This window comes from Stenotrophomonas sp. 1278 (assembly GCF_029892765.1).
Classification (GTDB): Bacteria; Pseudomonadota; Gammaproteobacteria; order Xanthomonadales; family Xanthomonadaceae; genus Stenotrophomonas; species Stenotrophomonas indicatrix.
Genome location: NZ_JARXWD010000012.1, coordinates 1 through 13,506 on the forward strand (window position 1 = coordinate 1; position 13,506 = coordinate 13,506).

General features: G+C 66.8%; 9 protein-coding genes. 3 read left to right on the top strand and 6 right to left on the bottom strand.

The features are described 5' to 3' along the window. Positions 1-460: 460 nt before the first annotated feature. The 3 genes from M2299_RS12055 to mtnC all read left to right on the top strand — a co-directional run bounded on the left by M2299_RS12055 (position 461) and on the right by mtnC (position 2,450). The gene (locus tag M2299_RS12055) at positions 461-1,102 is read left to right on the top strand and encodes a methylthioribulose 1-phosphate dehydratase (protein ID WP_059064090.1); all 642 of its coding nucleotides are present in this window, start codon (positions 461-463) and stop codon (positions 1,100-1,102) included. A gap of 91 nt (positions 1,103-1,193) precedes the next feature. Beyond that, complete coding sequence (locus M2299_RS12060; RefSeq protein WP_025874787.1) at positions 1,194-1,751, top strand: acireductone dioxygenase; 558 nt, start codon at positions 1,194-1,196, stop codon at positions 1,749-1,751. Between the two features lie 3 nt (positions 1,752-1,754). Then, positions 1,755-2,450 (top strand): acireductone synthase, encoded by a 696-nt coding sequence (gene mtnC, locus M2299_RS12065; RefSeq protein WP_223485426.1) that lies wholly within the window; start codon positions 1,755-1,757, stop codon positions 2,448-2,450. 149 nt (positions 2,451-2,599) lie between these two features. Here the strand turns inward: mtnC and M2299_RS12070 are convergent, their stop codons facing one another. From M2299_RS12070 to M2299_RS12095, 6 genes are all read right to left on the bottom strand, one after another. Further along, positions 2,600-5,218 carry a glycoside hydrolase family 2 protein gene (locus M2299_RS12070; RefSeq protein WP_280884412.1) on the bottom strand — a complete coding sequence of 873 codons (2,619 nt, stop codon included), beginning with the start codon at positions 5,216-5,218 and terminating at the stop codon, positions 2,600-2,602. A gap of 101 nt (positions 5,219-5,319) precedes the next feature. Next, a complete protein-coding gene (locus tag M2299_RS12075) occupies positions 5,320-6,546 on the bottom strand; it encodes an AGE family epimerase/isomerase (protein WP_280884413.1) in 1,227 nt (408 codons plus the stop codon). Beyond that, a complete protein-coding gene (locus tag M2299_RS12080; RefSeq protein WP_025874794.1) occupies positions 6,543-7,538 on the bottom strand; it encodes a carbohydrate kinase in 996 nt (331 codons plus the stop codon). The genes M2299_RS12075 and M2299_RS12080 overlap by 4 nt, the downstream gene beginning before the upstream one ends. 7 nt (positions 7,539-7,545) lie before the next feature. Continuing rightward, positions 7,546-8,859, bottom strand: a complete 1,314-nt coding sequence (fucP, locus tag M2299_RS12085) for an L-fucose:H+ symporter permease (protein ID WP_280884414.1) — start codon at positions 8,857-8,859, stop codon at positions 7,546-7,548. A gap of 75 nt (positions 8,860-8,934) precedes the next feature. Continuing rightward, on the bottom strand, positions 8,935-9,984 hold the full coding sequence (locus M2299_RS12090) for a LacI family DNA-binding transcriptional regulator (RefSeq protein ID WP_025874798.1): 1,050 nt from the start codon (positions 9,982-9,984) through the stop codon (positions 8,935-8,937). Between the two features lie 96 nt (positions 9,985-10,080). Beyond that, positions 10,081-12,519 carry a GH92 family glycosyl hydrolase gene (locus M2299_RS12095; RefSeq protein WP_280884462.1) on the bottom strand — a complete coding sequence of 813 codons (2,439 nt, stop codon included), beginning with the start codon at positions 12,517-12,519 and terminating at the stop codon, positions 10,081-10,083. Positions 12,520-13,506: the final 987 nt, after the last annotated feature.

Genomic DNA, 13,506 nt, shown 5'->3' on the forward strand with positions numbered 1-13,506 from the left:
GTGGGGGGGGGGGGGGGGGGCCCCGGGGCGGGGGGGGGGGGGGCCCCCCCCCCCCCCGCCCCCCCCCCCCCCCCCCCCCCCCCCCCCCGCCCCACCTCCGACAGCCTCCTGCCCCGTCCGGTAGATCCACGCCATGCGTGGATGAAGCGTTCCGGGAAATGAATGTTCGGGGACGAATCTACTGTAGAGCGGAGCCATGCTCCGCTCCGAGCACGCGCAGCGAAGCGACCCGCTTCTGCCTTTCTTTCTTCAATCCGTGGCTGGCCGCGCGGAACCTGTCCGTGGCCGGTCGGGTGGGCTGCGCAGGGGTGTCCGCGGCATGGATGCCGCGGCCAAGCCCCCATGGACGGGTTTACGGCGTCCCCTGCGCAGCCTACCCGACCGGCCAACCCACGGAATCTGCTTCTGACGCCAGCCACGAGGGGCTCAGCCGTTGGCCGAATCCAGTAAAATCGCCCCCATGAACACCCCCACCTTCCCCTACGACACCGCGCGCCTGAGCGAACTGGCCCAGCTGCTGATCGACAACGTCCGCGAACTGGCCCAGGCCGGCTGGACCCCGGCCACCAGCAGCAACTTTTCCCACCGCCTGGACGACCGCCACGCCGCGATCACCGTCTCCGGCAAGGACAAGGGCCGCCTGATCGAAGACGACATCATGGTCGTGGACTTCGATGGCAAGGCCGTCGGCCGCCCGCTGCGCCCGTCCGCCGAAACCCTGCTGCATACCCAGCTGTATCGCCGCTTCCCGGAGATCGGCTGCGTGCTGCATACGCATTCGCCGGTGCAGACCATCGCCTCGCGCCTGTATGCACCGCAGGGCCATATCCGGGTGGAAGGCTACGAACTGCTGAAAGCCTTCGCGGGCAACAGCACCCACGAGATGGCCATCGACATCCCGGTGTTTGCCAACACCCAGGACATGGACGTGCTGTCGGCCCAGGTCGACGCCCTGCTCGACACGCAGACCCTCTGGGGCTACCTGATCGACGGCCACGGCCTGTATGCCTGGGGCCGCGACATGGCCGAAGCACGGCGGCACATGGAAGCGTTCGAATTCCTGCTGCACTGCGAGCTGGAGCTGCGCAAGCTGCGCCGCTGAAGTTTCCGGCACGGCCAGATGCCGTTCTGGAATCAGGCCGTCAATGCCACCCTGCTACCCTGTCCTTCCCCGAGACGTTCAAGCTGCCGCCATGAGCCGACTGCGCATCTACGACGATACCCATCCCGAATCGCCGCTGCTGGACACCCAGGACGGCGCGATCATCGCTGCCGAACTGCAGAAGATCGGCGTCACCTTTGAGCGCTGGCAGGCCACCGCGCCGGTCGCCCCGGGCGCAAGCCAGGACGAAGTGTTCGCCGCCTACCGCGCCGACATCGACCGCCTGGTTGCCGAACGCGGCTTCAAGAGCGTGGACGTGGCCTCGATCGCCCCGGACAACCCGAACCGCGCCGAGCTGAGGAAGAAATTCCTCGACGAACACTTCCACAAGGAAGACGAAGTACGCTTCTTCGTCGCCGGCTCGGGCCTGTTCACCCTGCACGTGGGCGACAAGGTCTATGAGATCGAGTGCGTGAAGGATGACCTGATCGCCGTGCCCGACGGCACCACCCACTGGTTCGACATGGGTGATGAGCCGAGCTTCGTGGCGATCCGCTTCTTCACCGAGCCGGATGGCTGGGTCGGTCACTTCACCGGCACCGACATCGCGCAGAAATTCCCCCGTTACATTCCGACCCAGGCGTCCTGATCAATGCAGCCCCGCGTCATCCTGACCGACATCGAAGGCACCACCAGCAGCATCTCGTTCGTCAAGAACGTGCTGTTCCCGTACGCACGCCAGGCGCTGCCCGGCTTCGTCGCCGAGCATGGCCAGCAACCGGAGGTGCGTCGCTGGCTGGATGCAGTCGCCACCGAGATCGGCGGCGCCTGCCAGGACAGCCTGGTGGCCGAGACGCTGCAGGGCTGGATCGACCAGGACCGCAAGCACACCGCACTGAAGGCCCTGCAGGGGCTGATCTGGGACGCAGGCTACCGTCGTGGCGACTACACCGCGCACTTCTACCCGGAGGTAGCGCCGGTGTTGAAGGGGTGGCACGCCTCGGGCCTGCCGCTGTATGTGTACTCCTCCGGATCGGTGCCGGCGCAGAAGCTGTTCTTCGGCTTCAGCGACGCCGGTGACCTGAGTCCGCTGGTGTCGGGCTGGTTCGATACCGAAGTCGGTGGCAAGCGCGAGGCTGACAGCTACCGCCACATCGTGCAGGCCATCGGCGTTCCCGCTGGCGAGATCCTGTTCCTGTCCGACGTGGTCGAGGAACTGGACGCCGCCCGCGAAGCCGGCCTGCAGACACGCCTGATCGATCGCCTGGACGACTACCCGATGCCGCGCATCGGCGACGCCGCCAACGGCCATGATCGCGTCGAGAACTTCCAGCAGATCCAGTTCTAACAGCTATGCGCTGCGCTCGCCGGGCATGGCCCGGCGCTACCGGGGTACGCTGCGGGAAACCGCCTTCGGTAGATGCCAACCTCGGTTGGCATTCGTAATGCCCGCCCAAAGCGTGCCAACCAAGGTGGGCACCTACCAGGGCGCCTCTCTCAACGGTCGTTGAGGGTCTTCACCTTCAAGGCCTCGCGCAGCGCAGCCAGATCCACCGGGCCACGCACGGCGATGTCGCGGGTTTCGCCCGGCAGCAGGTCCAGCAGGTTGTCTTCCACCTGCACGTCGAGCGCGCCGAAATCGATCCAGGCTGCGCGCACCAGCGCAGCGCTGTGCAGCCGCAGACGATAGTGGTCACCGTCGATTGCCAGCGTTGACGTCAACTGCTGGCGTGGCAGCACCTGGTCCTTGGCTTCAACGAAGCCGACCACCTGCCGCGCCGTCACCTTGCCATCCTGCAGCAGCTCGAATACCGCCACCGTCCGCGCCGGCTCGGCGCCGGCCAGCAGCTCGGCATCCGCGTAGGTGCCGATATTGGTCACCCCGGCGGCAGCCAAGGTCACCGCCTGCTCGCGTCGGCGCAGCACCTTGCCCTCAACGTCCATCACCCGCAGGCGCCAACGTGCATCCAGCGCGGCACCATCGTTGATCAGGCGCACGCGGGTACTGCCTTCATCGCGCAGTGCGGCCACCGTAACCGGCGCGAAGAAGCGCCGCGCGGCATAGTGCAGCGCCTTCCAGCGACCGAAGTAGTCCACGCTCGACCACGATGCTCCCGGCCAGACATCGTTGAGCTGCCAGTACAGCGAGCCCATCGTGTAAGGTCGCGAAGCGCGATGGTGCAGCGCCGCCAGGGCGATGCCATCGGCCTGCATCACCTGGCTCAGGTAGACGAAGTCCTCGAAGTCCTTCGGCGTGCCGTAGCCCAGTTCGATGTAGTGCAGCAGGCGTGTATTGCCCTCGCCGGCCATGAACTTCTGGTGCGCACGGATCACCGGGCTGTCGATTCGCTGTTCGGCACGGGTGGCGATCTGGTCCACCGTCGCCACCGCTGGCCAGGCCTGCAGGCCGTACTCGGACATGAAGCGCGGGGTCTCACGCAGATAGGCCTGCACCGGCAATGCAGGATTGCCCCACACCTGCCAGTAATGCTTGTCGCCACGGGTGGAGTCGTTGGCCTTCTCGTCCAGGTCGTTGCTGGGCGAACTGGACCAGTACGGCACGCCCAACCCATCTTCGCTCACCACCTGGCGCAGGTCGTTGCCGAACAGGTCAACGTAGCCCTGCCAGACCTTCGCTGCGAACGCCGGATCAGCTGCCTTCAGGTCGCGGCCGTGGCCCCAGTCCTTCCACGCAGTCTCTTCCTCGTTGTTGCCACACCACAGCACGATGCTGGGATGGTGGCGCAGCCGGCGCACGTTGTCGCGCGCCTCGGCCACCACGCTGGCGCGGAATGCCGGGTCGTAACCCGGCTGCATGCCACCGCCGAACATGAAGTCCTGCCAGACCAGCAGGCCCAGTTCGTCGGCGATGTCGAAGAACGCATCGTCCTCGTAGTAGCCGCCGCCCCAGTTGCGCAGCATGTTCATGTTGGCATCGCGCGCGGCGACCAGTACTTGGCGCAGGCGCGCAGCATCAACGCGCGCGGGGAAGGCGTCGAAGGGGATCACGTTCGCGCCCTTGGCGAAGATCGGCACCCCGTTGATGACGAAGGCGAAGCCCTGCCCTCCCTTGTCGTCCTGCTCGTGGCGCAGTTCGACGGTGCGCAGGCCAATGCGCTGTTCGCGTGCCAGCACCGGATCGGCACTGCCGTCCAGGCGCGCCTGCACGGTGTAGCGGTCCTGCGCACCATGGCCGACCGGCCACCAGCGCCGCGGCTTGGCCAGTTCAACCGGCACCTCCACGCTGTTCCGGCCGGGCTTCAGTTCGACCGTGCGCTGCACCCGTGCGACGCTGCGGCCGTCGGGATCCCGCACTTCAACGTCCACCGCAATCGGAGCGGCGACCGCATCCTGTTCCACCTGCAGCACTACCGCCAGCTTTGCGTTTTCTGCATCAAGCGCGTCAGTGCGTACGGCCAGGTCGGTCAACCGATGCGCATCCCATGCCTGCAGGTCAACGCCCCGCCAGACGCCGGCAGTCACGTAGCGCGGGCCCCAGTCCCACCCGAAGTGGTACGCCGGCTTGCGCGCGAAGTTGCCAACCATCGCGTCCTTCGGTTCATCACCGTAGGGCGAAGGATAGTTGCCGGCAATCCTGTGCGGCATTGCCTGCACGCCGGGCAGCAGCGTGTGGATCGGCGAACGGAACACGATCTGCAGCTCATTGCCCTTCGCACGCAGGCGACCTTCGACGCGGGCATGCCAGGTGCGGTGGGCATTGTCGGCGCGCAGCAGCGGCTTGCCGTTGAGCGTCACCTCGGCATAGGTGTCCAAGCCGTCGAACCGCAGCTCGGCATGGGCCTTGGCCAAGCTGGCAGCGTCCACATCGAAACGGGCGCGGTACTCCCAGTCGGCCAGACCGATCCACTGCAGCTCGGCTTCGGGCGCACCGACGTAGGGATCGCGGATCAGCTCATGCGCCAGCAGATCGGTGTGCACGCTGCCTGGCACCGTGGCCGCGCGCCACTGCTGCAGGCCAGGATGGGCCGCGCCCTGCGCGTCGCCGGGCAGCAGCCGGAACTCCCATTGCGCCTGCAGCGGTGCGGCGCCTGCCGGGAAGGCGCCAAGGGCGATCAACAACAGCAGCAGACGGACAGCGTTGGAAATGCGATGCACGTGATACTCCTGTTCTTCCGCCGGGCATGACCCGGCGCTACCAATGCCACACGCCACGGTAGCGCCGGACCACGTCCGGCGAGCGCGCAGCGCGGCAGACCTCAACGCACGACGTTCAGCACTTCGTAGCACGCACCCATGGTGTGGTAATCCACCTTGCCGGCCGGGCTCTTCTCATCGCTGTACTTGCGGTTGTCGGCGTCGAGGATGCGGAACCATGCGCCGTATCGATGGTCGACGAAGTGCTCCCACGAGTATGCCCAGATACGGTCGTACCACTGCCAATAGCGGTCATCGCCGGTGCGTGCGGCCATCAGCGCGGCGGTGGCCAGGGTCTCGGCCTGCACCCAGAAATACTTGTCGTCGTCGCAGACGAAACTGTCGCCGCCGATCGGCGCGCCGTCCATGCCCGGCTGCCGGCGCGACTCCGGGGCGAAGCCGTAGTACAGGCCGCCTCGCGCCTCGTCCCAGCTGCGCTCTACGGCCACATCGAACAGATGCTGCGCGGTCGGCAACAGCCAATCGGCCTGCACGTGACGGTCCAGGATCAGCAAAAGCTTGGCCCACTCGGTCTGGTGCCCCGGCTGGAAGCCCCACGGCCGGAACAGGTGCTTGGGATCGTCCAGGTTGTAGTCCCAGTCGATGTTCCAGTTGACGTCGTAGTGTTCCCAGACCAGACCGCCGGCCTTTGCCGCCTGGCGGCGGGTCATGTTGTCGGCCAGCTGCAGCGCGCGCTCGACATAGCGCTGCTCGCCACTGGCCTCGAACGCGGCCAGCATCGCCTCGCACATGTGCATGTTGGCGTTCTGGCCGCGGTAGCCGGTGAAGTTCCACTGGCCGTCGGCCTCGTCCCTGTACAGGCCGTGCTCGGCTTCCCAGAAGCGCGCCTGCAGCAGCTGCCAGGTTTCGTCCATCCACGTGCGGGCTTCTTCGATGCCTGCCTTCAACGCACAGCTGTAGGCGAGCAGCACGAAGGCCACGCCGTAGCAGTGGTTCATGTCGTCCTCCACCACACCATCGCGCAGGGTCCAGGCGTAGCCACCGGTGGCCGGGTTGCGATGAACCTCGCGCAGGTAGCGCACCCCGTGCTCGACCGCGTCGCGATACTCGGCGTTGCCGAATTCGCGGTAGGCCATGGCGTAGTTGAAGACGAAGCGGGTGCTGCTCACCAGATGACGATGGCTGGCATCGTAGATGCTGCCGTCGTCACGGAAGTAATGGAAGAAGCCGCCCTTCGGGTCGATGCAGCGCGGATGGTAGAACGCCATCGTGTCGGCGATGTGGGCGCGCAGGAACGTGGGGGAACGGAAATCGGGCGAGGTGCTCATGCGGGGAGATCCTGTAGCTGCAGCAGCTGCTGCACTTCATCGAACGAGGGCATCGCAGCGAACGCGCCCTTGCGGGTCACCGCCAGTGCGCCAACGGCGGCGCCGAAGCGCAGCGTGGCGGCGATCGCCTGCGGGTCCTGGCAGAACGCGGCAAAGCCCGCACCTGCCCCACCCCGCTCCAGCAGGCCAACCAGCACGCCGCCGACGAAGGCATCACCGGCAGCGGTGGTGTCCACGGTGGCGACGCGGAAACTGCTGACCTTGCCCTGCGTTTCACGGGTATACCAATGCAGCGTGGCGGCGCCGTCGGTGATGATCACCCAGCGTGCCTGCGCGGCCAGCAGGCGGCGCAGCACCAGCGCCTCGCCGTCATCGCCCAGCGGGGCGGCCAGGTAGTCCAGTTCCTCGCGCGACAGCTTGACCAGGTCGGCGCGCTCCAGCGCCTGCCACAGGCGCGGTGTCGGGTCGACATCGGCCGGCCACAGCGCCGGACGCAGGTTGAGATCCAGGCTGACCACCGCGCCGGCCGCACGCGCACGGTCCATGCCGGCGAACGTCGCTTCGGCGATGTCCGCTTCGGTCAGGCTGTTGGAACAGACGTGGAAACACTGCGCGCCATCGAAGCAGCCCGCCTGGAAATCGCTGTCACGGAACAGCAGGTCGGCGGCAGGCGGACGGTAGAAGCTGAAGCTGCGTTCGCCGCCCGCGTCCAGTGCAACGAAGGCCAGCGCGGTTTTGGCCGCGTCGGTACGCACGATGTAGTCGGTGCCGACGCCGTGTTCGCTCAGGCTCTCCGCCAGGAAGTCGCCGAACATGTCGCGGCCGAGCATGCCGACGAACTGGGTCTTCGCGCCCAGCCGCGCGGCGGCCACCGCGACGTTGGCCGGTGCACCTCCGGCGTACTGCAGGAAAGCGCGCGGGGTATCGGCCGAGGCCGGCGGCTGCGCTAGTAGATCGATCAAAATTTCGCCGAAGCAGACGATGGAACCCATTTTCGACTCAGCCTCCCTGCGTGCCGGCAGCCGGCGCGCGGGCGCCGACCAGTCCGTAGAAAATGATGTAGCCGTAGCACAGCAGCGGCAGGATGAAGCTGGCCTGCACACCGATGTGGTCAGCCAGGACGCCCTGCAGGTAAGGCACCACCGCGCCACCGACGATGGCCATGATCAGCAGGCTCGAACCCTTGCTGGTCAGCGGGCCCAGGCGCTCGATGCTGAGCGCGAAGATGGTCGGGAACATGATCGAATTGAACAGGCCGATCGCCACCACCGAGTACAGCGCGACATTGCCGGAGGTCATCATGGTCAGCGTCAGCAGGCCCACGTTGACCAGCGCGAAGATCGCCAGCAGGCGGCTCGGCGAGAAGCGCGCCAGCAGCGCCGAACCGGCGAAGCGACCGATCATCGCCATCGTCCAGTAGGCCGACACATAGTGGGTGGCTTCCTGCTCGCTGAAACCGCCGATGGTGGGCATCGACAGGTAGTTGACCAGGAAGCTGCCGATCGACACTTCGGCACCGACGTAGAAGAAGATGCCGAGCACGCCCAGCAGCAGGTGGCGCTTGCGCAGCGCATCCAGATAGCTGTGCTGATGCCCCTGGTCAGCCTGCTCGGTGGTGTCGTTCAACGCCGGCAGGCGGAACAGGAACACGAACAGGGCAAGCAGCACCAGCGCCACGGCCAGGCCGACGTAGGGGCCCTGCACCGCGTGTGCCTCGGCGGTACGGTAGGCGAGCTGCTCGGCGGCCGGCAGCGCGGCGATCTGCTCGCCGCTCATGGCCGTGTTGGACAGGATCAGCATGCCGCCGAAGATCGGCGCGATGGCCGTACCCAGCGAGTTCAGCGCCTGCGCCAGGGTCAGGCGGCTGGAACTGGTCTGCTCCGGACCAAGCAGCGCGACATACGGGTTGGCCGCCACCTGCAGCACGGTGATGCCGGTGGCCAGCACGAACAATGCACCGAGGAAGGCGCCATAGACGCGCAGCTCAGCGGCCGGCCAGAAGCCCAGTGCACCGATGCCGGCGATCACCAGGCCGGCGACGATGCCCTTCTTGTAACCCAGCGCTGCAACCAGCCGCCCTGCCGGCAGCGACATCAGGAAGTAGGTGCCGAAGAAAGTGAACTGCACCAGCATTGCCTTGGCGTAGTTCAGCTCGAACACCGCCTTCAGATGCGGAATCAGGATGTCGTTGAGGCAGGTCAGGAAGCCCCACATGAAGAAGATGGTGGTGACCACGGCCAGCGCCTTGCCGTTGGTGACGGCAGACTGGTTGCCCGGGGAACCTGATGGGCGGGGCGTTGCGGAGATCGGCATGCGGTACGCGCCTCGATGCGCGAAAGGTCGTTGGTGCGTGGAAGGGTGCAATCAGTTCAGGAGCGAAGCATCAATTCAATTCGGACGTGCGGCGCTGCTTTCGCGGATGCGCAACTGTACCGGGGCGACCGTGCGCCGTGGTGGCGCATCCGGTTCCTCCAGCCGCTGCAGCAGCAGGGATGCCGCCTGCCGCCCGCGTTCGCGCGGGTCGGCCGTCAGTGTGGTCAACGGCGGCACGGCAACCGACGCTTCGGAAATATCGTCGAAGCCGGTCACCGCGAAGTCACCGCCGGGACGGATGCCGCGCGAGTTCAGGCCCAGCATCAGGCCCAGCGCGACGGTGTCGTTGTAGCAGACTGCTGCGCTCGGCCGATGGCCGTCGACGAACAGTTCATCGGTGCGCGCGGCCGCTTCCAGGCGGTTGGGTGCAGATTCGATCATCCAGCCCGGCGGCAATGCCAGCCCGGCCTCGGCCAGGGCCTGCTGGAAACCGGCACGACGCTGGTGGCAGGAACTCGATGCCGCGTGGCCACCGAAGAATGCGATCTGGCGATGGCCGCGCTCGATCAGGTGACGGGTGGCCAGGTAGGCACCATGCTGGTTGTCCAGGGTCAGGAAGTCCCAGTCGGCGCCTTCCAGTTCGCGGTTGAACAGCAGTACGTTGGCGTTGGCGCCCAGCACCTGCCGCAGCAGCGTGGCATCGCTGCCTTCGGCCGGCGACAGGATCAGGCCCGCAGGCGTGTGTTCCATCAATGTCGACAGCACCGCCTGCTGCCGCTCGGGCGACTCGCCGGTACTGCCGAGCAGGGTCACGTAGCCGCGTCCGCCCAGTGCCTCGTCCACACCGGAGGCGAATTCGGCGAAGAACGGGTTGGACAGATCATTGATGACCAGGGCGATGCTGGAAGACGTGCGCCGCCGCAGGTTCGCTGCAGCGCGGTTGTAGACGTAACGCTGGCGGCGCAGCTCAGCCTCGACCCGGGCGCGGGTATCGACGTTGACCAGCGGACTGCCGCGCAGCACCAGCGACACGGTCGCGCGCGAAACGCCGATGGCACGGGCGATGTCGGTCACCGTCACCGCCTTGCCGGAACGCTTGCTGGAACTGTCGCTGTTGTCGTTCATCGTCTTCCCGCACTCCGATGGATGCTCAAGCCTAATGGATCGCGGCCCTGTCGTGCCGTGCCGTTCGCTGGGTTGCCTCGAACGGCACAGCCCGGCTCAGTGCAGCTGGCTGCCCGGTGCCGCGCACCAGGACACCGGCAGGTCCTTGACCGCGGTGCCCCAGCCCTCGATCGGCGCCCGCCCGTCCAGCGCGAAGCGCAGCTTCGGGCCCTGCTGCAGCTGGCTCCAACCCAGCCACACCGGGGCATGTGCCTGGCCGTCGACCTGCACGCCCTGCACGTACTGCAGGCGGCGGCCATCGGCGCCAGGTGCCTCGATGCGCAGGGTACGGCCATTGCCCAGCTCAACCTCGACCTTGGCAAAGCGCGGCGTATGCAGCAGGAACTCGCCGCTGCCCGGCACCGCCGGGTACACGCCGATCGCACTGAACAGGTACCAGGCCGACATCGTGCCGAGGTCATCGTTGCCGGTCACGCCGTTGGGTGCATTGGTGAACAGCTGCTGCGCTGCACGCACCACCGCTGCGGTCTTCCACGGCTGGCCGATCAGCGTGTACAGCCACGGCGAATGCAGGTCGGGTTCGTTGTTCGGGTTGTAGCGGAACTGGTTGTAATAGCTGTACGGCCCGACCACCCACTCCTTGCGGGCGGCATTGAGGGGGTCGGCCTGCAGAGCGTCCATGGCGAAGAAAGCATCCAGGCGGCGGCCGGCCTGTTCGCGGCCGTCCATCGCTTCGACCAGGCCCGGCACGTCCTGCTGCGCCAGCCACTGGTACTGCCACGCCGTGCCTTCATGGAAACCGTGATGCGAGCGCGGGCTGTAATGGCCATCGGCCGGTGTGTACCACTGGCCATCTTCGGTACGCGGGCGCGGGAAGCCGGTGAAGCCGGTCTCGGCGTCGCGCACCTGCGGGTCCCATACCTTGCGCCAGTTGCGGCCGCGCTCACGCAGGACCGCCGCATCCTGGGCATGGCCAAGCCCATCGGCCATCTGCGAAAGCGCGCAGTCGGCCAGTGCGTACTCCAGCGTTGCCGAACCACCATGATGGGGATCGACATCCATGCCCTTGGACGGGAACGCACGGTCGTAGACCACGTAGCCCTTGTCCAGGTAGGTCGGGTTGCCGGAGCGACCGGCAGCACGCGAGTTCAGCGGCGGCGTACCGAACGCATTGCGGCGCAGCGCATCCCATGCCTGCCCTTCGCGGCCCTTGAGCGCACCGAAGCGCCACAGGTCGACCATGAAGGGGGTGACCGGGTCGCCGGTCATGATGTTGGTCTCGAAGTTGGCATAGCCCCAGCGCGGCAGCCAGCCGCCCTGCTCATCGATCGCCAGCAGGCTGCGGCCGATGTCGCGCGCCACATCCGGGCGCGTCAGTGCCAGCCACTGGTTCTGTGCACGGTAGGTGTCCCACAGCGAGAAGTACTCGTAGTAGGTCCAGCCATCGGCGCGATGGATGCCGTCGTCGTAGCCGCGGTAACGGCCGTCGGCATCGCTGCCGGTGAGCGGCTGCAGCAGCGCGTGGTACAGCGCACTGTAGAACACGGTGCGGTCATCGCCATTGCCGCCCTGCACGCGCACGCGTGCCAACTGCTCACGCCACGATTGCTGCGACAGCGCGCGCATGCGTTCGAAGCCCAGCAGCGCCCCGCCCTGCATGCCCTCGGCGCGCAGGTTGGTGCGCGCACCTTCGGCATCCACATGCGAAATCGCGCTGACGGCGGTGACCGACTGGCCCTTGGCCAGGTCGAAGCTGAGCCACGCGCCATTCGGCTTCTGCTCGCCTTCCATGCTGTGGCGCGCGCCCGGCAGGCCGCCGCCCTCGCCCCAGGTGCCATACGCCTTGAACGGGCGGTCGAACTCGATGCGGAACCAGGTGGTGTACTGGTGCCCGCCGCAGAAACTCTTGGTGACCAGCTTGCCTTCCACCACGCGGTCACCCACCACATCGACCACGCTGCCGATCACCGAGTGGCGCTCGTTGGCCTGACCGACATTCACCAGCACGTGGCCATCGCCCTGGCGCTGGCTGAAGGTGTAACGCTCGGCAGCTGCGCGGGTGCGCGCGGTCGCTTCGGCGTCGATGCCGCCGTAGCTGGTCAGGCGCACCTTGTAGTAGCCGGCCTGGCCGATCTCACCGTCGTGGCTGTAGGCCGACGCATAGGTCTTGTGATTGAAGGCTTTCGCATCGGCGGTATCGAAGTCGCCGCCGGGGCCGATCGAACCGGTCACCGGCAGCACCGAGACCTGCCCACCCTGCTCCCAGCAACCGGCGCCGGACAGGAAGGAGTGGCCGAAGCCGCGGATCTTGTCGTCGTCGTAGCGCCAGCCCGAATAGTGGCTGCCGATCGGGCTGACCTGGATCAGGCCGAACGGTGCCGAGGCACCGGGGAAGGTGTTGCCGTCATCCTTGCTGCCGATGAAGGTATTGACCTCGCGCTCCAGCGCGGCCGGTGCGGCCTGCAGCCAGGGCGTCACCGCCAGTGCCAGCAGGCAGGCGATGCGGGCCAGGGGCCGATGGGACAATGCCGACAGGCGGCGGGCGGGACGACGGCGGGACAACCTGGTCACGGGCAGGACTCCTTGGCGGCAGGGCGGCAGCGAAGAACCGGCCGCACAGGCCGAGCCCTCGTTTCCATCAGTACAAATCCGCACCCCGGCGGATTTAGATCGATTCAAGTAGAGCATGGGAATTTCGCCCAATGCATTCTGCGGCGCAGCATGAGCGGGGGGGCTTCGGCCGGGCTGCGCCCGGCACCCGCAGAGGCCTTCAGGCCAAGAAAACAGCAACAGCAACGGCGGGCTACCGAGCTGGGCGGGGCGGTATGGGCAGGCAGGACACGCCGTAGACCCATCCATGGGGGCTCGATGGCGCCATCCATGGCGCCAACGGTCCTGCCTGCCCATACCGCCCCGCCCCACCCCTGACAGTTTCCCGATATCTGGTAGATCCACGCCGTGCGCGGATGGATGTTCCTACCGATTTCGAAATCATCGATTGGATTTCATCCATGCATGGCATGGATCCACGTGTCGACCAAGGTCGACACCTACCAACAGCAGCGGGAATCTGTCGAAGGTGGGGGGTCCGGTTGCGGGGGTGTCCGCGGCATGGATGCCGCGGCCAAGCCCCCAAGGGTGAGGGCGCTTTGCTTGCGAAGCACTGCTTCGCAAGCGCCCGAACGCCCAGCCGCCAGCGGCTGGGCCGGTCTGGGGATTTACGGCGTCCCCCGCAATCGGACCCACCCCGCCAACCCATGGAAAGCCAGCTTTTTGATGTTGCTGTTGTTCCTGCTGTTGCCGTTGCCCTGGCCTGAAGGCCTCTGCGGGTGCCGGGCGCAGCCCGGCCGGCCCACCCCGTCTGCGCATGTAAACGCTTACAGCATTTTTCCGCGAAGGGTCATTTGCACGACACGTCACTGCCATATTGCGCAGCAACATGCGTCGGCGCGTTGGCCGTGCTAAAAATCGCCCCGCCCATCGCTTAGATCGATCCAAGACGACATCGCGATGGCCCGGGAG

Excerpts from the sequence above, each read along its gene's own strand:
- M2299_RS12055 (WP_059064090.1), top strand. The coding sequence starts at position 461 with ATGAACACCCCCACCTTCCCCTACGACACCGCGCGCCTGAGCGAACTG.
- M2299_RS12060 (WP_025874787.1), top strand. The coding sequence starts at position 1,194 with ATGAGCCGACTGCGCATCTACGACGATACCCATCCCGAATCGCCGCTG.
- mtnC (WP_223485426.1), top strand. The coding sequence starts at position 1,755 with ATGCAGCCCCGCGTCATCCTGACCGACATCGAAGGCACCACCAGCAGC.
- M2299_RS12075 (WP_280884413.1), bottom strand. The coding sequence starts at position 6,546 with ATGAGCACCTCGCCCGATTTCCGTTCCCCCACGTTCCTGCGCGCCCAC.
- M2299_RS12080 (WP_025874794.1), bottom strand. The coding sequence starts at position 7,538 with ATGGGTTCCATCGTCTGCTTCGGCGAAATTTTGATCGATCTACTAGCG.
- fucP (WP_280884414.1), bottom strand. The coding sequence starts at position 8,859 with ATGCCGATCTCCGCAACGCCCCGCCCATCAGGTTCCCCGGGCAACCAG.
- M2299_RS12090 (WP_025874798.1), bottom strand. The coding sequence starts at position 9,984 with ATGAACGACAACAGCGACAGTTCCAGCAAGCGTTCCGGCAAGGCGGTG.